Here is a 20,166-nt window from a genome sequence, read left to right as displayed (position 1 = left end):
ACCTGGTTGAATTCCACCCTAATCAATTCCCCACAAATGCACCCACCGGCAAGCCAAAACGCTTCGCCAGCGCCCGCATATGATCCAGCGTTAACGTGCGTTGTCCGTTAAGAATCCGACTCACTAGAGACTTCTTGCCTATCTCGTTCTCGAAATCGCTCTGAGTGAGTTGGTACTGATCCATCAGCGTTCGCAATAATGCAACGCCTGACGGAATGCTGGCAACACGCGCGTTAAATTCTGCAAACTCCGGAGACTCGTTTTCGTATTTATCGATCTTTGTAGTGAGCATCTCTACCAGCGGGCTATCGGGGTCATGCTCAATCAGATATTCCACCAATCCCAGAGCATCCTCGTAATCTTGACGCGACGGGCTTGAACCCAGGAAAGGAAGCTCGCTTGTCAGATCGTTTGCCGCTTTGATGGCTGCCGCATAGTTCATTCTTTCGTTCTCCGGTAGAGGTCCGTGAGCTTGTCATACTCTGCGTGAGTGCTGATGTGTTTGATGAAGAGCTTTCCCCGCTCAAAATCAGCAAAAAACATCACTCTTAAATGCCCGCCACCTACGTCAATGACCCACCATTTTTCCCGGTATTTCATCCGATCCAGGCTGGGAAAGCGCTTTCGCATGTCGTCTGGTGATGGATAGTGTTCCTTTTTTAGTACCCGGTAAAGATCGTCCAGAGCGAGTGCTTGATTAGGAAATTGTCTGGTGGCTGCGTCGAAAGGTGCTCTTGAGACTACGTGCATCCTTGCCCCTTGTTTCCAGACTGGAAACATTATAGGTGATTGTTGGTGGGTTGACAATGTGGAAACTTTGATGAAGTAAAATGTTCATATGCTCGTGATGATGGCGGTCATTTAATGAGTGTGAACACTGTATGAGGTGACTGTGAAAAAATGTCCGCTTTGTGCCAGGAGCGGAAGTTGTTTGATTTATACAAGCATGATGTTAAAACGTTAGTTCGTCTAGCTTAAATTAAAGCCAATTTCAAAGAGTATAGGGATATTTTTAAATTGAAAACATTAGATTTAGTTCACGATTTTGGCAATAACCGAACTTCCGGAGTCGGTGGGATTTGCAGAGTCAGATGTTACATAAATAAAAAAGATATTATTGTGCTTTTAACCGACCTAGGTTCATTAAACGATGGTCAGTCGGTAACCAATGCAGTAGAAAAGATAATAAGTTCAATCTATGAACATGGGGTAGTTACACAACCTGCCGTTTTCATAGAGCACTATGAAAGAAACTCACATAAGCTTGATACGTTTGATATAGTGAACATAAGCCCAAAAACAGAATGGATCTCAATATCAAGAGAAAAAGTATTAGATTTACTCGGTTGTGATGAAGATGAGTTTTCTGAACGCAGCATAAATAATAGGAAGGTATATGAGAAAGCCGATAAAATAAGGTACGCTCGAGATCCTTTTATAGATTCAACTTATATACCATCACCAGAGTTTATTTCTCGTAAGTGCGAAATATTAAATTCTATGATTCCCAAGTCTTCAATTGCTCAGCTAATTGAGTCAGGTGCAAAGGAACAAGATATTCAGCAGGTTATAAAAAACGATTTGTCGTTAATTGCCGAGGCTTACGTCGGTAATAATGAGTATATTTGTTTTTCCGAATATCCGCTAGCTGATGGATTAGTGGATTTTGTAATTTTCGCAGGCAGATCGCGTATGGATATCATCCTAATTGAAGTGAAAGGAGCTAACTTTAACTTAGTTAATGCGAATAGCTACGGTTCATTTAATCATAAAGTTAGAGATGCCGCAGAGCAGATCCAAAAAAGGCTTGGTCTGGTCTATAGGGATTATGAATCTTTTCGGAAAGATGCTCATGAAAAACGAATTAAAGTTTTGTCAGGTGATTTAATCCATAATGCATTCGTCGGACCTGAATCTTGTAAGCAAGTAGATCCAAATAAAGATGTAAACGTTCGCTCTATTGTCATTGGGGGGCGAACAGTAAATGATTTAGAAGAAAGTAAAAAACGCCATGACTATGAAATTCATTCAACTCCACCTATCCGTATTGAATCTTGGGATACTTGGCTTAGGAGATTAACACGATAGTCCGTGCCGGAAGATAGAGCCTGTACATAATGAACTTGATGTCCTTTATGTACAGCTCGTTGATATGCTCACCATTGTTTTGGTAGCAAGCCAAACGTCCGCTCCTCGCTCTTAACGGACATTCAACAGCCAACATTGTACTTTGCGTAAGGCCGAAATCCTGCTTCTTACCTCGCAGAATTCCGGCCTTCAGTCACCAAACTCAGTGCGCCGCGATATACGGCTCCTTCACAAACTCCGCCAACAGCCAGACCATATCATGCAGTAGCCCGACGAGTTCTTTCGCCACGCTCGCAGGCAGTGTCCCGCCCATCACCGCCAGCGTTAACGCCACGGCATAGTCCACCTGCAGCGTCGTCTCCTGCCAGCAGTCCGGCACGCAGGAGGTAATCTTTTCCCCTGCGATCAATTGTTCAACCAGATACGAAGGCAGTTCGGCATCGCAGCATTCCCGCAGCCGCTTCAGCGCAGCCAGCAATCGCTTGCAGAGCGTGGCAAACGTCACCGCGTCGTCAGTTTCCACCAGCACGCTTACATACGCAGTGCAGGCGTCAACCAGCTCAAAGAGATCCGCAGAATCGGGAAGTTGTAGATGGAGAAGGTGATAAACAGCGCTTTCTTCAGTAAGCGCGTAAGAAAATCCAGGGATAGTAGCCATAAGGCATCCTCTTTATGCAAAAAATATTAACCGCCCGATGAGTTCCTACGCTCAGAGGGGGTAGCGCTGACGGAGGTAGGAATACCGTGCATAAAGAAAAACGGCCAGCCTTTCGGCTGCTCCGCCAGCGCCACCGTGATTCTAACGGGATATGCGCTGTCGCGACAAAAAATATCGCTTTATGCTAACGGGTTCCTACGCCCGGTTACGGATGTGCCGCAACGCAGGCACTTTACGGCGGCGAAAAAGGGAAGGAAAGGGATAACCCTGAATTACATAAGGTTGCTTGAAAGTTTGCGAGGCGGCTTCCAGAAGGGCATTGCCGGGTGGCGGCTACTCCTTCACGCAGACCTTTTCATTTTGAGCAACCCTTCTAACAACGCCTGCGTCGCGCGGGAGGATTTGCCCGCCTGCGAACAAACCAGCCCAAACTCCCGGCACAGCGAAGGTGCTACGGGCACGACGCACAAGCCGCGTAATTCATCCGGCAGAGCGGATTCAGGTATCAGCGCGACGCCCATGCCTTCGCGTACCAGCAGGCAGGCGCTGATCCAGTCGCGGACGGTCACCCGCACGTCAGACAGATGCAAGCCAGCCTGTTCCATCAGGCTTTTTCCATTGACGGCACAACCGCCGGTTGCGAGCACGAAGGGCTGGTCTGCCAGTTCCTCAAGGGTGATGCCCCGCGAACGCGCATAGCGAGCCTGACGGTGACTGGCTGGCAGCACCGCGACCCACGCATCTTGTCCCAGGAGCGCTTCAGCACGCCCGGGAACAGGGTTCATTACCACGCCCAGATCAACCGTATCTGCCGCCAGCCACTCTTCGACTTCCTGGTCCGTCCCTTCCAGTACGACCACCTCGATTTCAGGATGCAGGCGCTTAAAATCGCGCAGCAGTCCGGGCAAAAATGTGGATGTCACCGAAGGAAAACTGGCAAGACGAATGCGCCCGCCGCTCAGCCCCCGGCTCTCATCCGCCAGTGCACGGATGGCGTCCAGCCGCGCCAGCATACTCCTTGCCTCTTTGACAACCCGCTCGCCCAGGGCAGTCACGCCGATGTGGCGTCGCTCTCGCGTGAATACCGCAAATCCTAATGAGGCCTCTAACTGAGCAATCGCCTGGCTGGCACCCGACTGCGTCATACCGACCTCTTCAGCGGCACGGGAAATATTACTGGCATCGGCCACTGCAACCAGCAAGCGCCAGTGTAAAAGATTCATCATGGATATCAGTAGCTCAGCTAATAGCTATTTTATGAATCATTAATTTTACAGGGAGAATGGCTTTAAGCACAGTGTATGTAAATCACACAACCGCTTTAACGGAGAGATCATGAAACTTTATTACGCCCCGGACACCTGCTCATTCTCACCTCATATCGTGCTGCGCGAACTGGCGATTGAGTTTGATCTGGTAAAAGTGGACAACAGGAGCAAGATTACCGCTGACGGGCGCGACTTCCTGACCATCAACCCTAAAGGTTATGTCGCTGCGCTTGAACTGGATGACGGGAAAATCCTGACCGAGGGGCCAGCAATTTTGCAGTACCTGGCAGATCTCAAGCCAGAAAGTGGGCTGGCACCGCGAGCAGACAGCTGGGAGCGAGTGCGGCTTCAGGAATGGCTAAACTTTATCACCAGCGAAATACACGCGGGATCGGCACCTCTTTTTAATCGTGCGCTGCCCGAAGAGGCCAAATCGATTTTTCGTGAGAAGCTGTTCAGGCGGTTCGATTTTCTTCAGGAAACGCTCTCCACAAGCGCTTATCTGGCGGGAGCGTCATTCAGCGTGGCGGATGCCTATCTTTTCACCGTGCTGGGATGGTGCACGTTCTTCTCAATTGAACTCAACGATTGGCCCGCGCTACTGGCGTACAGGGAAAAAATCAGCGCCCGTCCCGCGGTGCAGGCCGCATTACGTGCGGAGGAGAAAGTCTAGGTCTGCGTATTCCGCCGCAGGTATTAATGCCTGAAGCAGGAGGCAAATGAGGATGTGGAGCCAGGATGCGTTAGCATACTGTCACTCTGCATCTGATTGCCTGGCGCTTTTTACGGCATCCTGCTTCCCCGGATTGCATTGCTGTTTTGTTCCTGGAAGATAAAATTTTCCCGACGCGTCCGGATCTGTTCCGCCCGGACAACCTGCACGGCCCGGAGCTGAGAGGGTGCCATCCGAACCGTTTCCTCCATCAGAACCTTTTCCGCCATCCCCACCATTGCCGCCATCGGCAGCATTTACAGCAAATGCGCCGAGTATGAGCAAAAATGCAATAACTCGTGTAGTCATCAAAACCTCCATTGTTCAGAGCATTTCAAGGCATCTTGCCAGCCTGGATTCAGCATCTCTCTTCCTTGTCATCCCTTGAGTGCAGCCAGAGTAACAGATGGTTTGCGGCAGACAATTACCAGGAAAACGTAGTACCGAAGCGAGCATCAGTAAGACCTTTACCGTTCCAGGATCCCGTGATTTGACAACTAAGGCTGACTTGCCGGGTGGCGGCAACGCCTTACCCGGCCTGCAAACCAGCAGCGCTGCGCCGTCACCCCTCGCTCATCATCATCAAAAATCGCTTCACCGTTCGCGAGCGTTCAAAGCGCCGCCAGCAGAGCGCGATATCGGTATAAAGCTCCGGCGAGCTCAGCGCGTGATAGGTGACATTCGGCGGTGAAATGGCCGCCATGGATTTCGGCACCAGCGCGAACCCGCCGCCCGCGGAGACCATGCTCAGGGAGGAGGAAAGCTGCGACGACTGCAGCGCGTGCTGCACGTCAATCCCGGCTCGCTCGCAGCAGCCGTGAACCCGTTCGTACAGCCCCGGCGCGACCTCCTGCGGGAACAGCACCACCGGCGTATCCCGAAGCTGCTCTAACGCCAGCGAATCGCACGCCGCCAGGGGATGGTCGCGATGCAGCGCCACCACCATCGGCTCCCGGTCGAGGATTTTTAACTCGAACGCCTTGCTGCTCTCGCACGGCAGGCGCACGAAGGCGATATCCAGTTCACCCTCCGCTAGCATCGTCGTCAGCGACGACATATTGGCTTCCACCTGGTGAACCTGCACCGCCATGTTCTGCACCTGAAACTGGCGGATCAGCGCGAAAATTTTGGGATGAAAAGCGTCGGAGCTGGTGATGCCAATCGACAGGTTGCCGTTCAGCCCGCGCGCGATGCCGCGGGCTTTTTCCAGCGCGGCGTCGCTCAGCGCCAGAATTTTGCAGGCGTCCTCGTAGAAGGCTTCTCCCGCCTCGGTCAGCTCCACGCCCCGCGTCAGGCGTCTGAACAGCGGCGTGCCGACTTCCTCTTCGAGCCGTTTGATCTGCTGACTCAGAGGAGGCTGTGAAATACCCAGCGCTTCGGCCGCCCTGGTGAAGTGTCGCTCGCGTGCAACCGCGACAAAATACCGCAGATAACGAAGTTCCATATCTAAAACGTCTCAAACCACCATGGTTTCTATATTGGAACTCTCTGCTGAATCGGGTCAACATTTATTTAACCTTTCTAAATAAAGTTGAAGAGGACGAGCACGATGATGCATTCATCTGCCTGCGACTGTGAGGCCAGCCTGTGCGAGACCCTGCGGGGGTTCTCCGCCCAGCATCCTGACAGCGTGATCTATCAGACATCGCTAATGAGCGCCCTGCTAAGCGGCGTGTACGAAGGAGAGACCACCATCGCCGATTTGCTGGCACACGGTGATTTTGGGCTGGGCACCTTCAACGAGCTGGACGGTGAAATGATTGCCTTCAGCAGCCAGGTGTACCAGCTGCGCGCCGACGGCAGCGCCCGGGCCGCGAAGCCGGAGCAGAAAACGCCGTTTGCAGTGATGACCTGGTTCCAGCCGCAGTACCGTAAAACCTTCGATGCGCCGGTCAGCCGTCAGCAGATCCACGACGTCATCGACCAGCAGATCCCCTCCGACAACCTGTTCTGCGCGCTGCGCATCGACGGCAACTTCCGCCACGCCCACACCCGCACGGTGCCGCGCCAGAAGCCGCCGTACCGCGCGATGACCGACGTGCTGGACGACCAGCCGGTGTTCCGCTTTAACCAGCGCGAAGGGGTGCTGGTCGGGTTCCGCACGCCGCAGCACATGCAGGGCATTAACGTGGCTGGCTATCACGAGCATTTCATCACCGACGACCGTCAGGGCGGGGGCCATCTGCTCGACTACCAGCTGGAGAGCGGCGTGCTCACCTTCGGTGAAATTCACAAGCTGATGATTGACCTGCCCGCCGACAGCGCGTTCTTACAGGCCAACCTTCACCCCAGCAATCTTGATGCAGCGATCCGTTCCGTCGAAAACTAACAGGAGAACTACCGTGAACAGTGAGAAACAGTCACGTCAGTGGGCGCACGGCGCCGATATGGTTGTCGGCCAGCTGGAAGCGCAGGGCGTGAAGCAGGTGTTCGGGATCCCGGGGGCGAAAATCGACAAAGTCTTTGACTCCCTGCTGGACTCCTCCATCGAGATCATTCCGGTACGCCACGAGGCCAACGCGGCGTTTATGGCGGCGGCGGTAGGGCGGCTGACCGGCAAGGCCGGGGTGGCGCTGGTCACCTCCGGGCCGGGCTGTTCGAACCTGATCACCGGCATTGCCACCGCCAACAGCGAAGGCGACCCGGTGGTGGCGCTGGGCGGGGCGGTGAAGCGGGCGGATAAAGCCAAGCTGGTGCACCAGAGCATGGACACCGTTGCCATGTTCAGCCCTGTCACCAAATACGCCGTGGAGGTCAGTTCGCCGGACGCGATTGCCGAGGTGGTATCGAACGCGTTTCGCGCCGCCGAGCACGGCAGGCCGGGGGGCGCGTTCGTCAGCCTGCCGCAGGATATTGTCGACCAGCCCGCCACGGGGGCGATTTTACCCGCCAGCGGCCCTGCGCTGATGGGCCCGGCACCGGAGTCGGCGATTAACGACGTGGCGAAGCTTATCGAAAACGCCAAAAACCCGGTCATCTTGCTCGGCCTGATGGCCAGCCAGCCCGCGAACAGCGCCGCGCTGCGCAAGCTGCTGGAGAAAAGCCGCATTCCGGTGACCAGCACCTATCAGGCCGCCGGGGCGGTGAATCAGGAGCACTTTACCCGCTTCGCCGGACGCGTCGGCCTGTTCAATAACCAGGCGGGCGACCGGCTGCTGCATCTGGCGGACCTGATTATCTGCATCGGCTACAGCCCGGTGGAGTACGAGCCGTCCATGTGGAACAGCGGCGACGCGACGCTGGTGCACATTGACGTGCTGCCCGCCTATGAAGAGCGTAACTACGTGCCGGATCTGGAGCTGGTGGGGGATATCGCCGAAACGCTGAACCTGCTCGCTAACCGGATCGATCGTAAGCTCGAGCTGAGCCAGCGGGCCTCCGAAATTCTGGTCGATCGCCAGCATCAGCGCGATCTCCTCGACCGCCGCGGCGCCTCGCTCAACCAGTTTGCCCTGCACCCGCTGCGCATCGTGCGCGCCATGCAGGACATTGTGAATAACGACGTGACGCTCACCGTCGACATGGGCAGCTTCCACATCTGGATCGCCCGCTACCTCTACAGCTTCCGGGCGCGTCAGGTGATGATCTCCAACGGTCAGCAGACCATGGGCGTCGCGCTGCCGTGGGCGATTGGCGCGTGGCTGGTGAACCCGGGCCGCAAGGTGGTTTCGGTCTCCGGTGACGGCGGCTTCCTGCAGTCGAGCATGGAGCTGGAAACCGCGGTGCGCCTCAACGCTAACGTGCTGCACATCATCTGGGTGGATAACGGCTACAACATGGTTGCCATTCAGGAAGAGAAAAAATACCAGCGTCTTTCCGGCGTCGAGTTCGGCCCGGTCGATTTCAAAGCGTATGCCGACGCCTTCGGTGCGAAAGGCTTTGCCGTGGAGAGCGCCGAGGCGCTTGAGCCGACGCTGCGAGCGGCGATGGATGTGGATGGCCCGGCCGTGGTGGCCATTCCCGTCGACTACAGCGATAACCCGCTGCTGATGGGTCAGCTCCATCTCAGCCAGATTTTGTGACTCAATATAAGGACAGAGAAATGCAAAAAGTTGCTCTCGTAACCGGTTCAGGCCAGGGGATTGGTAAAGCGATCGCGCTTCGCCTGGTGAAAGACGGTTTTGCCGTCGCCATCGCCGACTATAACGTTGAGACGGCAAGAGCCGTCGCCGATGAAATCATCCGTAACGGCGGCAACGCCGTCGCCGTGAAGGTCGATGTCTCTGACCGCGAGCAGGTATTTGCGGCGGTGGAGAAAGCGCGCACCGCGCTGGGCGGCTTTAACGTGATCGTGAATAACGCCGGGATTGCGCCGTCTACCCCCATCGAATCCATCACGCCGGACATTGTCGACAAGGTCTACAACATCAACGTGAAAGGAGTGATCTGGGGCATTCAGGCCGCGATTGACGCGTTTCGTAAAGAAGGGCACGGCGGGAAAATCATCAACGCTTGTTCCCAGGCGGGCCACACCGGTAACCCGGAGCTGGCCGTCTACAGTTCCAGTAAATTCGCGGTGCGCGGCCTAACCCAGACCGCCGCGCGGGATCTTGCTCCGCTGGGGATCACCGTTAACGCCTACTGCCCGGGCATCGTCAAAACGCCGATGTGGGCGGAAATCGACCGTCAGGTCTCCGAGGCGGCGGGTAAACCGCTCGGCTACGGGACCGAAACCTTTGCCAAACGCATTACGCTTGGCCGCCTGTCCGAGCCGGAAGATGTCGCCGCCTGCGTTTCATACCTGGCAGGACCGGATTCCGACTACATGACCGGCCAGTCTCTGCTCATCGATGGTGGGATGGTGTTCAACTAAATACTAATAAGCTCTGACATGAGTTTTCCCCTGCACCCGTGCAGGGGCTTTTTTTTGTCTCCTCCGTCATTGTGCATTACACTGCGCGCTGCAAAACTTTAGTCATTACGATCTGACAGGCGGTAACAGCGATGAACGGTACAATCACAACGTGGTTTAAAGATAAAGGCTTTGGATTTATCAAAGATGAAAACGGCGACAACCGCTATTTTCATGTGATTAAGGTCGCGAACCCCGATCTGATTAAGAAAGATGCCGCGGTGACCTTCGAGCCAACCACCAACAACAAAGGCCTTTCCGCCTACGCGGTGAAGGTGATCCCGGAAAGCAAACATCTCTTTATTGCGGGCGAGCGCGTGAAGCTCTCCTCCATCAAATCCTTCGTGGTGTTTAACGAAGAAGAGTCGGCTGATACCAAAATCGACAAAGAGAACGCGGTGCTGTCGGTGGGGCTGCTGATGAACAGCATTAAGCCGAAATCCGAGAAAAAGCCGGGCGAAATGCGCACGGTGAAGAAGCTGGCGATCACCACCTTCCAGAACACGACGCTGATCTTCACCGAAGATGAGATCGACATCGATGCCACGGTGAAGCTGCTGAAGTGATTTTTTGCCGGGTGGCGGCGACGCCTTACCCGGCCTGTAAAACCCGCGCGGCACTGGCCGCCACGCGGTTTACTCCATCCGGTGCTCGCCCCGCAACATCGCCTCGCGGTCAAATACCCTCTGGATCTCCCCGTGCGCCATAAACGCCGCCCGGTCGGACATGTGTGCAATCACGTCCGCATCGTGGCTCACCAGCAGGTAGGTCATGCCGTGCTCGGCCTTCAGGCGGTTGAGCAAGTTCAGGATCTCCGCCTGCACCGACATATCCAGCGCCGAGGTTGGCTCGTCCAGCAGCAGAAGCTGCGGGCGCAGCAGCAGCGCGCGGGCAATGGCTACGCGCTGGCGCTGGCCGCCGGAAAGCTGATGCGGGTAACGTTTACCCGCGTCGGCGGAAAGCCCGACCTGCTGCAGCGCATCCGCCACTTTCTCCGCAATCTGCGTTTCGCCGTGGATGTTTAACGGCTCCGACAGGGTGCGCGCAACGGTGTGGTTTGGGTGCAGCGACGCCCACGGATCCTGAAACACCATCTGCACGTTGCGGCGAAGCTCGCCTTCAAAACGCCGTCCTGGCCGTAGCGCGTCTCCCAGGATCGAAATGCGCCCGTTCCACTCGCGCTGCAATCCCGCCAGCACGCGCAGAATAGTCGATTTCCCGCAGCCGGATTCGCCGATCAGGCTGAAGGTTTCGCCTTTCTCGATGCCAAAGCTGGCGGCGGAGACCGCCGTTTTCTCCCCGAATATCACCTGGAGATCGTTAACCTCAACGAGCGCCATTATCGGCCTCCTTCCACGGCTGCGTGCGGTCCAGCGTCGGCAGCATCTGGCCGAAGGTGCTCGCGTTTGGACGGCAGGTCCACAGGGTGCGCGTATACGGGTGCGTCGCCTGCGGAAGCCTGTTCGCCGCCATCTCATCGACCTTTTCGCCCTGAAACATCACCAGCACGCGGTCGCAGTGTTCCGCCACCAGCGGCAGATCGTGGCTGATGAGCAGCATCGCCATCTGGCGTTCTTCGCTCTGCTGCACCAGCAGCTCGAGGATCTGATTGCGCAGGCGGGCGTCCAGCGCGGAGGTGGGTTCGTCGGCAATCAGCACCTGCGGGTTGTTGATCAGCGCAATCGCAATCATCACCCGCTGGCCCATGCCCCCGGAGAGTTCGCCGGGGTAGCGCGTGAGGACATGTTCGTTGAGCCCGACGGCGCGGATGATGTCGTGAATGCGCGCCCTGCGCTCGGCGCGGGGCAGGCGCTGGTGCAGGGTCAGCGCCTCATCAAGCTGAGCGGCGACGTTTTGCGCCGGATTCAGCGCGTAGCGCGGGTCCTGCAGGACCATCGCAATCCCGTTGCCGCGCAGCGCCTGCCAGCGGCGGGTGCTCAGGGTCAGCAGGTCGTTGCCGAGCACGTTAAGCCGGTTCGCGCTCACGATGCCGGGTTTGCGCACCAGCCCCATCAGGGCGCGGGCGGACATTGATTTGCCCGAGCCGGATTCCCCCACCAGCGCCAGCCGCTCGTTGCCCAGCGTGAAGCTCAGATTGTTGACCACGCGCGCGGCGGGGTAGTCGATATTCAGCGCATCGACGGTGACGCGTTGTTCAGTCATGCTGTGGCTCCAGTACGTCGCGCAGGCCGTCGCCCAGCAGGTTAAAGGCGAGGCTTGCAAACAGAATCGCCCCGCCCGGAATGGCGGCTATCCACCACTGGTCGAAAATCACCTGCATACCGTCGGCAATCATCGCGCCCCATTCGGCCATCGGCGGACGGGCGCCAAGACCGAGGAAGCCCAGCCCGGCGGCCGCCAGAATAATGCCCGCCAGATCCAGCGCCAGCCGCACAATCGCCGACGGCAGGCACAGGGGCAGAATATGGCCGACCAGCAGGCGCGGACCGCGAATGCCCATCATCTCGGCGGCGGCGAGGTAGTCGCTGTGGCGCAGACGCTGGATCTCGCTCCGCGCCTGCCGCGCGTAGGCGGGCCAGGTGGTTAAGGCCAGCGCCAGCGCGCCGTTGACCAGCCCCGGGCCAAGCATCGCCACAAACGCGAAGGCGAGGATCAGGCGCGGCATCGACATTACCACGTCGGTAAAACGCATCAGGATGCGCTCCAGCCAGCCGCCGTAATAGCCGGACAAAATCCCCACCAGCAGCCCGGCGGGCAGGGTGATTACGGTAACTAACGCCACCAGCCCGAGCGCCGGGCGGGTGCCGTAGATCAGGCGCGAAAGCAGATCGCGCCCGTAGCTGTCGGTGCCCAGCCAGTGCTGGCTGTTCGGTGCCTGCAGGCGCGCGGCGGCGTCCTGCCAGTTCGGGTCAAGCGGCGCGAGCCAGGTTGCGAACACGGCGATAGCCACCAGCAGCGCGATGGCAGCCAGCCCGCAAAACGCGGCAGGGGAGCGGCGCAGGCGGCGTAAGAAAAGATAAAACGGCATCAGCGCACCCTGGGATCGGTCGCCCGCACGAGCAGGTCGGTAAGGTTATTGATCAGCACAAAGCAGACGCCAATCAGCAGCGTGCCGCCCATGACGGCGGTGGTGTCTCCGGCGAACAGGGCGGTGGTGAGGTAGCGCCCGATCCCCGGCCAGGAGAAGACAGTTTCGGTTAATACCGCGCCTTCCAGCATGCTGGTGTAGGCGAGGGCGATTACCGTCAGCAGGGTACCGCGAATGTTCGGCAGCACGTGGCGCAGCAGGATGGTCATCTCCCCGGCGCCCTTGGCGCGGGCAAGGAGAATGTACTCTTTGTTCATTTCGCTCAGGCAGGCGGAACGCGTCAGACGCGTGATGCTCGCCAGCGAGTAATAGGCCAGCAGCAGCACCGGCAGCACCAGGTGGCTGAGGGCGTTGCGGAACGCCTCGCGATCGCCGGAAAGCCAGGTATCCACCAGCGCAAAGCCGGTGCGCGGCTCGACGGTGAACTGCCAGATATCGTCCAGCCTGCCGGGACCCGCGCTCCACTGCAGCTTCGCGTAGAAAAGGGCCAACATCAGCAGGCCGAGCCAGAAAATCGGTACCGAGTTGCCGAGCAGGGTGAGCGTTCTGATGGCGAGATCGAGCGGCGAACCGGCGTAGCGGGCGCACAGCACCCCGGCAATCACGCCGAGCACGGCGCCGATGATTAATGCCAGCGTGGCCAGCTCCAGCGTGGCGGGGAACGCGTGCAGCAGGTCCTGCAGCACCGGCTGCCCGGTGGCGCTGGCGGTGCCTAAATCACCGTGGGCAAGGTTTTGCAGGTAGTGCCAGAACTGCACGGGCAGGGGACGATCCAGCCCAAGCTGGTGGCGAACCTGATCGTAGGTTGACTGGCTGGCGTGATCGCCGACGATCTGCAGCACGCGATCGACAGGTGAAAACGCCGAGAGCGCAAACGTGACGAGCAACAGCCCGAAGAGCGTGAGCAGCAGGGTCAGTAGACCCTGGATCACGCGGGTGGAAAGATGTGGCATGGGAAAATCGTTATCCTGAAAATATGCACGGACGACCCCCTCTCCCTGTGGGAGAAGGAGAAGGGCTACTTCGTGACGCGGTCGTACCAGACCATATCCGCGTTCAGCCCCTGCTGATACCCCTTCACGTTATCGCGCACCACGATCTGGGTTTTGCCCTGATCGACGAACACGTACGGCGAGCTCTGCTGCAGCTGCTCCTGCATCTTCTTGTACAGATCCAGACGCTTCGCCGGATCCGGCTCGGCTACCGCCGCCAGCGTGGCTTTGTTCAGCTCCGGGATTTTCCAGCCGTTCAGCCCGGCCACGGTGCTGGATTTACCGTCGTTCCACGCGAAGGCGCTGGCGTTAGAGTGCGCGTCGAAGTAGTCCGGGATCCACAGACGAATCGCCGCCTGATGCTGCTTCGCGCGCACGCGGGCATAGACCTGGCTCCCGGCGGCAGGCAGCAGATCGACCTTCACGCCGCCCTGAGCAAAGCTCGCCTGCATCGACTGGGCGATGGTGATAAACGGCGGCTTGTTCTCCACGTCCAGCGTGAAGTGCGCGTCTTTAATGCCCGCTTTGGCGAGAATGGCTTTCGCTTTTGACGGGTCAAACTTAAACGGGTTGTCTTCCAGCGCGCCCGGCAGGCCGACCGGCAGGAAGCTCTGATGAACAAAGTACTGGCCTTTCAGCAGATTTTTGGTGATGCCTTCATAATCGACCAGCCAGCGCGCGGCTTCCCAGAACGCCGGGTTGTTCAGCAGCGGGTTGGCGCTGTTGCCGGTGTTAAACACCAGGTAATTTTGCTCGGCGGACGGAATGCTCAGCACCTGAACGCCCGGCTTGCCGTCCAGGGCGCTTATCTGATCTGCTCCGAGATCGCGCGCCACGTCGGCATCACCCTGCTGGATCAGCAGGCGGCGTGAAGCAGGGTCCGGCACGTTTTTGATGATGATGCTTTTAAGCTTCGGCGCGCCGCCGGGGGCTGACTCGTTGGCTTCCAGCACGATGGCCTGATGCGGCTGATAGACGCGCATTTTGAACGCGCCGCTGCCCGCCGAGTGCATTTTCAGCCAGGCGTTACCGAAGTCGTTATCCTTCACATTTGCCGCGACCTGCTTTTCATCCACGATGGAGGCAATCGGCGTGGAGAGAATATTCAGCGCCACCGACGGGCTAACGTCCGCCGTCCAGTGAAGCTGGAGGGTATGATCGTCCACCTTTTTCAGCTGGCTGGCGATGTTGCTCGCGTCCCAGCCCAGCACGTTCAGAATAAAGGCCGGGGATTTGTTCAGCGTCACGGCGCGGGTATAAGAGAAAATCACGTCTTCCGGGCGCAGCGGGTTGCCGGAGGCGAATCTGGCATCGGGCTTAAGTTTGATCGTCAGCGTTTTTGCTGCCGCGTCCGCTTCCCAGCTTTCTGCCAGAATCGGGGTTATTTTTTCGGGGTTATCGCGATCCGGCTGTACCAGGCGCTGATACAGGCTCGGCACGGTCTGGATGCTGGAAAGCTCGTTGGCTTCGGCCGGGTCGAGGCTCACGATGTCATCCAGCCCCTGGGCAACAACCAGCGTGTTGGGCGGAGTAGCGGCGTGGACAGCGCCTGAGAGCGCAGCCAGCACCAGTAACGGCAACAGTTTTTTCGTCATAGCGATCCCTGAGAAGAATATATTGTGATTGTTTTATGCTCCGCTACGTTAGGTCGACTCTGACATTCCGCAAAGTCGAAATTCAGCTTTGCTTATATCTTGCGGGAATATCGCATGCGCTCGGGCTATTAAAATACGCTGCTTTTCGCCCGCTTTTTAACCTGCTATAACAAACTCCTTACCTTTCAGGGAGTCACCGCCGTGCCCGAAATCAATCAACATGGTCAAACCGTTAACGATATCGTTCCAGACTGGAGAGGCGCGCGCGTATTAACCCGCACGCCGCTGTTCGGCCAGTATTGCCGCCTGGAGCCGCTGGATGCCGATCTCCACGCGGCCGATCTCTATGAGGCCTACGCGCTGGGCGACGACAGCGACTGGACGTGGCTTGCCAGCACGCAGCCAGCTAGCGTTGAAGCTACCGCCCACTGGATCGTGGCTAAGGTGATGGACGATGAGCTGGTGCCGTTTGCCGTCATTGATTTACGCACCGAACGCGCGGTGGGGCTGGTGAGCTATATGGCTAACGAGCGGCTGCTGGGGTCGGTGGAGATTGGGCATGTAACATGGTCTCGCAGGATGAAAGGAACCAGGATGGGAACCGAAACGGTATGGCTGCTGCTGAAAAACGCGTTTGAGCACGGCTACCGGCGCGTCGAGTGGAAGTGCGATTCCATGAACATTGCGTCACGCAGCGCGGCGGAGCGGCTGGGGTTTGTCTGGGAAGGTCGCCTGCGCCAGAAGCTGGTGCGCAAAGGGCGCAACCGCGACAGCGATATGCTTTCTATTATTGACGGCGAGTGGCCGCAAAGAGACGCCGAGCTGCGCGCCTGGCTGGCGGCGGAGAATTTTGACGGGGAAGGGCGGCAGATTAAGCGGCTTGAGGCGTTTCGGTTATAAGTGTTTTATGTAGGGTACATCTGAAACGGTCGATCAATCTGCGGAAATGGCAATTTCGATCAAATTCGTTTTTCCGGACTGTAGCCCCTGCGTCACCGCCGAGGCGATATCCGCGGCCTGGGTCACCCGACAGCAGCGGATACCCATCGCGGTGCCCAGCGACTGGAAATCAATTTGCGGGTTAATCAGATCCATCCCGATAAAGCGACCCAGCTTTGTCGAACTGTAGCCCGGCTGTCCTTTCATGAAGTTTTTCAGGATGTTGTACTCCAGGTTATTCATCACGATAAAGGTGACGGGCAGATTTTCGTGTGCCGCCGTCCAGAGCGCCTGCGGCGAGTACAGGGAGGCGCCGTCGCCAACCAGACACACAACCGGCTCGCGCCCCAGCCCCAGCGAGTGACCTACTGCTGCAGGCATTCCCCAGCCCAGACCACCGCCGCGCATAAAGTAGTAGCGCGGGTGCTGCTGGTCGGAGATAAACCGGCGAACGTGTCTGGCCGTTGCAATCGCTTCGTCGACAATCGTGGTGCCAGGCGGAACGGACTTTATCACCTCGTAGGCCGCGACCATCGGCGAAATCGCCGGGCGCAGCCGCTCGGCTGCCAGACGCTCTTCCTGCAGTTGCCACTCTTTTTCACGTTCAGCGCGTGCCGCTTTGAGCAGCCGCTGATGCGTCAATTTGCTTGCCACCCGGCGCTGCTCAAGCTTCGGCAACAGTTCCTTCAGGGAGAGTTTTATATCCCCCATCACCGAGAGGCGGGTGGCATACGTGCGGCCAAGTTCGTTCATATCCGCCGAGAGCTGATACACCGCACAGGTTTCCGGAATGGCCTCGCCTTCGCTGTACAAAATGGTAATCAGGCTTCTGCCGCCGATGATAAATACGGCATCGTAGGCGTTGATGATGCTGGCGATTTCGCTGGCGGTGGTGGGCATATTGCCCCGCCAGAGCGCGTGCTGGGTGGGAAAAGGCAAATTCAGCGGCCAGGAGGAGCCGTAGACGTGGGCGCCGAGCGCTTCCGCCAGCTGGACAATCTCCTGCGTCGAGCCGCTGGAGTGCACCTCATCGCCCGCCACAATCATGATCCTGCCGGGGGTGACTATGCTTAGCGCCTGCGCCAGTTCGTCCAGCGAACCCGCCACGGTGTGGTAGTTCACTTTAGAGGCCGTTTGTATCCCGGCGTCGCTCAGCTCTTCCATCACGTTCATTGGCAGGGATAGCAGCACCGGACCCGCGGGAGGATAGCTGGCGGCATGAAAGGCCCGGCGCACAAGAACCGGGAGCTGATCTGCGCTGGTGACCTCCTGCGCCCATTTCACCACCGGCGATCCAATGGAGACAATGTCATCGTACAGAAGCGGGTCGCGCACATAGTGCCGGGTATCCTGCTGCCCGACGGTGACAACCAGCGGCGTTTTCATGATCCGCGAATTAATGAGATTCCCCATGCCGTGCCCAAGACCGCTGGCGGTATGCAAATTGATAAAACCGGTCTTGCCGGAGGCTTTCGCGTAGCCGTCGGCAATGGCGACCACGCTGCTCTCCTGGAGTGCCAGAATATAGTGAATATTTTCATGGCGAAGAAGGGCATCAATGAGCGGGAGTTCGGTGGTGCCGGGGTTGCCAAAAATATATTCCACACCTTCACTCTCCAGCACATCAAGGAGAATATCGGCACCCGATCGCATATTTAAATCTGATATGGACGTTAATGATTTAATCATAATGACACCTCATTCAGCGTTATTTAACTCATGCTAAAATTCTTCCTGCGTAGGACGGACAATTATTTCATTTACATCAACGTCGCCAGGCTGTTCGATAGCAAATAAGACGGCTCTGGCAATCGACTCTGCCGGAATAGCCTGCTTATAAAATTCATGCAGGAACTGTTTGCTCGGGGCATCAGAGCTGCCAAACTGCAGCTCGCTTTCAACGGCGCCGGGTGAAATAAGGGTAGTCCGAACGGTTTTCCCCGCTTCCTGACGTAAGCCTTCACTCAGGGCGCGGACGGCGAATTTCGTGGCGCTGTACACCACGCCGCCGGGGGCAAGGACCTTGATACCCGCCACGGAGGCCACGTTAATAAAGTGTCCGCTCCCCTGACGCTGGAATACCGGGAATGCCGCTGCGATCCCGTACAGCACGCCTTTGATATTGGTATCAATCATCCGGTCCCACTCGTCGGTTTTCAGCTCGCTGAGGGGGGCAATCGCCATAAAGCCCGCGTTGTTGATCAGCACGTCGACGCGCTGGTATGCGGCAACGGCAGCGTCAATCGCGCGCTGAACCTCCTCCTGTCGGGTCACGTCCGCCTTCACGGCAATCGCCTGGCCGCCCTGCTGAATAATGCGATCCACCAGGGCGTTAATTCTCTCCAGACGACGGGCAACCAGCACCAGAGAAAAAGGTTTATTTGCCAGATGAAGGGCAATGGCCTCACCAATACCGCTGCTGGCACCGGTGATAACAACAACTTTGTTTGCACTATTATTCATAATCTTATCTCACTGTTGTGTGATTCAAAAAAAATAAAATGCAGAGAAGGATTAAAGAATGATGACGAATTCTTTACCCCTTTTTAGAAATATATTGTATATATCGAATTAAATAGCATTCGATTTAAACTTAATGGAGTTACAGGGAGAGTGTCAATAAAGTTTCAAATAATAAAATTCATTGCGGTGCTAATATTTAATTCTTATATGTAACAGCCAATATTATGTACAGGATTGAGTATTGAAAAATCTCTCTTTTCTTATCACGCGGGCGTAAATCCGGGGAAGGCAGATTAAGATGCTCGCGGCCCTGCGAACAAGGCCGGAGGATTAAATCTTGCCGCTGTACAGCACGGGGCCGGTGGGTTGACCGGTGGGTGATCCCCCTTTAGGTTCAAGGCTTATGGCTATCATCGCGTCAGGGGTAAGGGTGTTGTTCCTGAGGGCAACATCAGTCGGTATATCATTTTGCAGCAGCCCAAGGGATATCGGGGCCTTACCGGCAGGAATAAGCCAAAGCTGCAGGCTGTTTTGCGCCGCGACAGCGTTCGGTCTGAGAGGGGTGATGCTCAGATACTGGCGGCGGCTGTCCGCACTGACGATCCATTGCCCGTGCTGTTGGACATCGTTGAGCACCATCAGCGGTGCGAGTTCCGGCGTTCGGGTGGAATACCAGGTCACGACGGTAACGGCGGCGAGGCCGGCCGCGACCATCCAGCCGAGATAGGACCGGCTTTGGCGCAAAGGCTTTTTCGGCGGCAGATCGAGGATGATCCTCTTCCACACCGTCTCGGATGGGTTCACGGGCGCGAGATGACTGTCGAGCGTGCTGAACGTCTCCTGCCAGTACGCCACGCGGGCGGCCAGACCGGGCTCAGCGGCAAGTCTTTTCTGGAACTGAAGCCGCGCCCCTCCGCGCAGGGTACCGAGGGCATACTCCGCAGCCAGCATGTCATCGCGTTTTTCGCTGTCGTTCATAGGCCCACGCACTCCCGAAGATGATCCATCGCGCGGCGGATCCAGCTTTTTACCGAGCCCACGGGCTGCTGAAGCCAGTCGGCAATTTCGCTGTGGGACATGCCCTGATAGTAGGCGAGCGTAATGCTCTGACGCTGTTCGTGACTCAGATGATCCAGACAATGCCTGAGCCGTGCTGCCTGCGCGTCGTCGTGCCAGTTGTTTTGCTCATCGCTTTCGCTCAGCAGAATATCTTCCGAATACGACTCCTCGCGGGCGGCAGCCCGGGTTTGCCCGCTGCGCAGCCAGTCAATACAGCGGTTGCGAACAATATGCGTAAGCCAGGTCATCGGAGAGCTCAGGGCGGCGTTATAGGTTTCGGCTTTACTCCAGACGGTGACAAAACAGTCGTGAAGGATCTCTTCTGCCCAGGCGCGATGATGAAGCATGCGCAGCGCGACGGCAAACAGGTGAGGCGATGTGAGTCGGTAAAGTTGTTCAAATGCGCGGCGATCGCCGTTAGCGATCGCCTGCATTAATTTCAACTGCTGTTGAGCCAGCGCGTTATCCATGTTTTTCCCGGAAGGCAACGT

At 57.1% G+C, this 20,166-nt stretch carries 23 protein-coding genes; 7 read left to right on the top strand and 16 right to left on the bottom strand.

The window, feature by feature from the left end:
• Positions 1-22: 22 nt before the first annotated feature.
• Both UTM25_RS16805 and UTM25_RS16800 read right to left on the bottom strand, forming a co-directional pair.
• Positions 23-442: a helix-turn-helix domain-containing protein gene (locus UTM25_RS16805; RefSeq protein WP_194399773.1), complete on the bottom strand. Its 420-nt coding sequence runs from the start codon at positions 440-442 to the stop codon at positions 23-25.
• Positions 439-750: a type II toxin-antitoxin system HigB family toxin gene (locus UTM25_RS16800; protein WP_194399774.1), complete on the bottom strand. Its 312-nt coding sequence runs from the start codon at positions 748-750 to the stop codon at positions 439-441. Before UTM25_RS16800 ends, UTM25_RS16805 begins: the two co-directional genes overlap by 4 nt.
• A gap of 267 nt (positions 751-1,017) precedes the next feature.
• On the opposite strand from UTM25_RS16800, the gene UTM25_RS16795 reads away from it, so the two are divergent.
• Positions 1,018-2,088 carry a Shedu immune nuclease family protein gene (locus tag UTM25_RS16795; RefSeq protein WP_320715073.1) on the top strand — a complete coding sequence of 357 codons (1,071 nt, stop codon included), beginning with the start codon at positions 1,018-1,020 and terminating at the stop codon, positions 2,086-2,088.
• A gap of 202 nt (positions 2,089-2,290) precedes the next feature.
• Here UTM25_RS16795 and UTM25_RS16790 read toward each other — a convergent pair whose 3' ends face one another.
• The 3 genes from UTM25_RS16790 to UTM25_RS16780 all read right to left on the bottom strand — a co-directional run bounded on the left by UTM25_RS16790 (position 2,291) and on the right by UTM25_RS16780 (position 3,972).
• The gene (locus tag UTM25_RS16790) at positions 2,291-2,746 is read right to left on the bottom strand and encodes a hypothetical protein (RefSeq protein WP_194399776.1); all 456 of its coding nucleotides are present in this window, start codon (positions 2,744-2,746) and stop codon (positions 2,291-2,293) included.
• Positions 2,747-2,772: 26 nt separating this feature from the next.
• Positions 2,773-2,880, bottom strand: a complete 108-nt coding sequence (locus tag UTM25_RS22650; RefSeq protein ID WP_223603752.1) for an ash family protein — start codon at positions 2,878-2,880, stop codon at positions 2,773-2,775.
• A 207-nt stretch (positions 2,881-3,087) separates the two neighbouring features.
• Positions 3,088-3,972: a LysR family transcriptional regulator gene (locus tag UTM25_RS16780; RefSeq protein ID WP_194399777.1), complete on the bottom strand. Its 885-nt coding sequence runs from the start codon at positions 3,970-3,972 to the stop codon at positions 3,088-3,090.
• Positions 3,973-4,081: 109 nt separating this feature from the next.
• Here UTM25_RS16780 and gstA point away from each other — a divergent pair, with 109 nt between their 5' ends.
• Positions 4,082-4,687: a glutathione transferase GstA gene (gstA, locus tag UTM25_RS16775; protein WP_194399778.1), complete on the top strand. Its 606-nt coding sequence runs from the start codon at positions 4,082-4,084 to the stop codon at positions 4,685-4,687.
• Positions 4,688-4,768: 81 nt separating this feature from the next.
• Here gstA and UTM25_RS16770 read toward each other — a convergent pair whose 3' ends face one another.
• Positions 4,769-5,035: a hypothetical protein gene (locus tag UTM25_RS16770; RefSeq protein WP_194399779.1), complete on the bottom strand. Its 267-nt coding sequence runs from the start codon at positions 5,033-5,035 to the stop codon at positions 4,769-4,771.
• Positions 5,036-5,288: 253 nt separating this feature from the next.
• The gene (locus UTM25_RS16765) at positions 5,289-6,170 is read right to left on the bottom strand and encodes a LysR family transcriptional regulator (RefSeq protein ID WP_038417608.1); all 882 of its coding nucleotides are present in this window, start codon (positions 6,168-6,170) and stop codon (positions 5,289-5,291) included.
• A 105-nt stretch (positions 6,171-6,275) separates the two neighbouring features.
• On the opposite strand from UTM25_RS16765, the gene budA reads away from it, so the two are divergent.
• From budA to UTM25_RS16745, 4 genes are all read left to right on the top strand, one after another.
• Positions 6,276-7,055, top strand: a complete 780-nt coding sequence (gene budA / locus UTM25_RS16760; protein WP_023310680.1) for an acetolactate decarboxylase — start codon at positions 6,276-6,278, stop codon at positions 7,053-7,055.
• 13 nt (positions 7,056-7,068) lie between these two features.
• Positions 7,069-8,748 carry an acetolactate synthase AlsS gene (gene alsS / locus UTM25_RS16755; RefSeq protein WP_194399780.1) on the top strand — a complete coding sequence of 560 codons (1,680 nt, stop codon included), beginning with the start codon at positions 7,069-7,071 and terminating at the stop codon, positions 8,746-8,748.
• A gap of 20 nt (positions 8,749-8,768) precedes the next feature.
• The gene (locus UTM25_RS16750) at positions 8,769-9,539 is read left to right on the top strand and encodes a (S)-acetoin forming diacetyl reductase (protein ID WP_024906954.1); all 771 of its coding nucleotides are present in this window, start codon (positions 8,769-8,771) and stop codon (positions 9,537-9,539) included.
• A gap of 131 nt (positions 9,540-9,670) precedes the next feature.
• Positions 9,671-10,144 carry a cold-shock protein gene (locus tag UTM25_RS16745; RefSeq protein ID WP_194399781.1) on the top strand — a complete coding sequence of 158 codons (474 nt, stop codon included), beginning with the start codon at positions 9,671-9,673 and terminating at the stop codon, positions 10,142-10,144.
• A gap of 69 nt (positions 10,145-10,213) precedes the next feature.
• On the opposite strand, the gene UTM25_RS16740 is transcribed toward UTM25_RS16745, so the two are convergent.
• The 5 genes from UTM25_RS16740 to UTM25_RS16720 all read right to left on the bottom strand — a co-directional run bounded on the left by UTM25_RS16740 (position 10,214) and on the right by UTM25_RS16720 (position 15,214).
• On the bottom strand, positions 10,214-10,918 hold the full coding sequence (locus UTM25_RS16740) for an ABC transporter ATP-binding protein (protein WP_194399782.1): 705 nt from the start codon (positions 10,916-10,918) through the stop codon (positions 10,214-10,216).
• Positions 10,905-11,741 carry an ABC transporter ATP-binding protein gene (locus UTM25_RS16735; protein ID WP_194399783.1) on the bottom strand — a complete coding sequence of 279 codons (837 nt, stop codon included), beginning with the start codon at positions 11,739-11,741 and terminating at the stop codon, positions 10,905-10,907. The genes UTM25_RS16740 and UTM25_RS16735 overlap by 14 nt, the downstream gene beginning before the upstream one ends.
• On the bottom strand, positions 11,734-12,567 hold the full coding sequence (locus UTM25_RS16730) for an ABC transporter permease (protein WP_194399784.1): 834 nt from the start codon (positions 12,565-12,567) through the stop codon (positions 11,734-11,736). Before UTM25_RS16730 ends, UTM25_RS16735 begins: the two co-directional genes overlap by 8 nt.
• Entirely contained in the window at positions 12,567-13,580 is a 1,014-nt protein-coding gene (locus UTM25_RS16725; RefSeq protein ID WP_069303786.1) for an ABC transporter permease, read from the bottom strand. The genes UTM25_RS16730 and UTM25_RS16725 overlap by 1 nt, the downstream gene beginning before the upstream one ends.
• A gap of 65 nt (positions 13,581-13,645) precedes the next feature.
• On the bottom strand, positions 13,646-15,214 hold the full coding sequence (locus UTM25_RS16720) for an ABC transporter substrate-binding protein (protein WP_194399785.1): 1,569 nt from the start codon (positions 15,212-15,214) through the stop codon (positions 13,646-13,648).
• 201 nt (positions 15,215-15,415) lie between these two features.
• On the opposite strand from UTM25_RS16720, the gene UTM25_RS16715 reads away from it, so the two are divergent.
• Complete coding sequence (locus tag UTM25_RS16715; protein ID WP_194399786.1) at positions 15,416-16,114, top strand: GNAT family N-acetyltransferase; 699 nt, start codon at positions 15,416-15,418, stop codon at positions 16,112-16,114.
• A 33-nt stretch (positions 16,115-16,147) separates the two neighbouring features.
• Here UTM25_RS16715 and UTM25_RS16710 read toward each other — a convergent pair whose 3' ends face one another.
• The 4 genes from UTM25_RS16710 to UTM25_RS16695 form a co-directional block, all read right to left on the bottom strand.
• Positions 16,148-17,842: a thiamine pyrophosphate-binding protein gene (locus UTM25_RS16710; RefSeq protein WP_194399787.1), complete on the bottom strand. Its 1,695-nt coding sequence runs from the start codon at positions 17,840-17,842 to the stop codon at positions 16,148-16,150.
• 33 nt (positions 17,843-17,875) lie between these two features.
• Complete coding sequence (locus tag UTM25_RS16705; protein WP_033144879.1) at positions 17,876-18,616, bottom strand: SDR family oxidoreductase; 741 nt, start codon at positions 18,614-18,616, stop codon at positions 17,876-17,878.
• Between the two features lie 330 nt (positions 18,617-18,946).
• Positions 18,947-19,594 (bottom strand): anti-sigma factor domain-containing protein, encoded by a 648-nt coding sequence (locus UTM25_RS16700; protein WP_194400087.1) that lies wholly within the window; start codon positions 19,592-19,594, stop codon positions 18,947-18,949.
• Positions 19,591-20,145, bottom strand: a complete 555-nt coding sequence (locus UTM25_RS16695) for an RNA polymerase sigma factor (protein WP_194399788.1) — start codon at positions 20,143-20,145, stop codon at positions 19,591-19,593. The genes UTM25_RS16700 and UTM25_RS16695 overlap by 4 nt, the downstream gene beginning before the upstream one ends.
• Between the last annotated feature and the right edge of the window lie 21 nt (positions 20,146-20,166).

Source organism: Enterobacter sp. 61D5 (genome assembly GCF_034107965.1).
GTDB classification, from domain to species: domain Bacteria; phylum Pseudomonadota; class Gammaproteobacteria; order Enterobacterales; family Enterobacteriaceae; genus Enterobacter; species Enterobacter cloacae_M.
Note: the sequence above shows the minus strand (reverse complement) of the source record. Positions and strands in the feature narration are given on the sequence as shown.

Excerpts from the sequence above, each read along its gene's own strand:
- UTM25_RS16805 (WP_194399773.1), bottom strand. The coding sequence starts at position 442 with ATGAACTATGCGGCAGCCATCAAAGCGGCAAACGATCTGACAAGCGAG.
- UTM25_RS16800 (WP_194399774.1), bottom strand. The coding sequence starts at position 750 with ATGCACGTAGTCTCAAGAGCACCTTTCGACGCAGCCACCAGACAATTT.
- UTM25_RS16790 (WP_194399776.1), bottom strand. The coding sequence starts at position 2,746 with ATGGCTACTATCCCTGGATTTTCTTACGCGCTTACTGAAGAAAGCGCT.
- UTM25_RS16780 (WP_194399777.1), bottom strand. The coding sequence starts at position 3,972 with ATGATGAATCTTTTACACTGGCGCTTGCTGGTTGCAGTGGCCGATGCC.
- gstA (WP_194399778.1), top strand. The coding sequence starts at position 4,082 with ATGAAACTTTATTACGCCCCGGACACCTGCTCATTCTCACCTCATATC.
- UTM25_RS16770 (WP_194399779.1), bottom strand. The coding sequence starts at position 5,035 with ATGACTACACGAGTTATTGCATTTTTGCTCATACTCGGCGCATTTGCT.
- UTM25_RS16765 (WP_038417608.1), bottom strand. The coding sequence starts at position 6,170 with ATGGAACTTCGTTATCTGCGGTATTTTGTCGCGGTTGCACGCGAGCGA.
- budA (WP_023310680.1), top strand. The coding sequence starts at position 6,276 with ATGATGCATTCATCTGCCTGCGACTGTGAGGCCAGCCTGTGCGAGACC.
- UTM25_RS16750 (WP_024906954.1), top strand. The coding sequence starts at position 8,769 with ATGCAAAAAGTTGCTCTCGTAACCGGTTCAGGCCAGGGGATTGGTAAA.
- UTM25_RS16745 (WP_194399781.1), top strand. The coding sequence starts at position 9,671 with ATGAACGGTACAATCACAACGTGGTTTAAAGATAAAGGCTTTGGATTT.
- UTM25_RS16740 (WP_194399782.1), bottom strand. The coding sequence starts at position 10,918 with ATGGCGCTCGTTGAGGTTAACGATCTCCAGGTGATATTCGGGGAGAAA.
- UTM25_RS16735 (WP_194399783.1), bottom strand. The coding sequence starts at position 11,741 with ATGACTGAACAACGCGTCACCGTCGATGCGCTGAATATCGACTACCCC.
- UTM25_RS16730 (WP_194399784.1), bottom strand. The coding sequence starts at position 12,567 with ATGCCGTTTTATCTTTTCTTACGCCGCCTGCGCCGCTCCCCTGCCGCG.
- UTM25_RS16725 (WP_069303786.1), bottom strand. The coding sequence starts at position 13,580 with ATGCCACATCTTTCCACCCGCGTGATCCAGGGTCTACTGACCCTGCTG.
- UTM25_RS16720 (WP_194399785.1), bottom strand. The coding sequence starts at position 15,214 with ATGACGAAAAAACTGTTGCCGTTACTGGTGCTGGCTGCGCTCTCAGGC.
- UTM25_RS16710 (WP_194399787.1), bottom strand. The coding sequence starts at position 17,842 with ATGATTAAATCATTAACGTCCATATCAGATTTAAATATGCGATCGGGT.
- UTM25_RS16705 (WP_033144879.1), bottom strand. The coding sequence starts at position 18,616 with ATGAATAATAGTGCAAACAAAGTTGTTGTTATCACCGGTGCCAGCAGC.
- UTM25_RS16700 (WP_194400087.1), bottom strand. The coding sequence starts at position 19,594 with ATGAACGACAGCGAAAAACGCGATGACATGCTGGCTGCGGAGTATGCC.
- UTM25_RS16695 (WP_194399788.1), bottom strand. The coding sequence starts at position 20,145 with ATGGATAACGCGCTGGCTCAACAGCAGTTGAAATTAATGCAGGCGATC.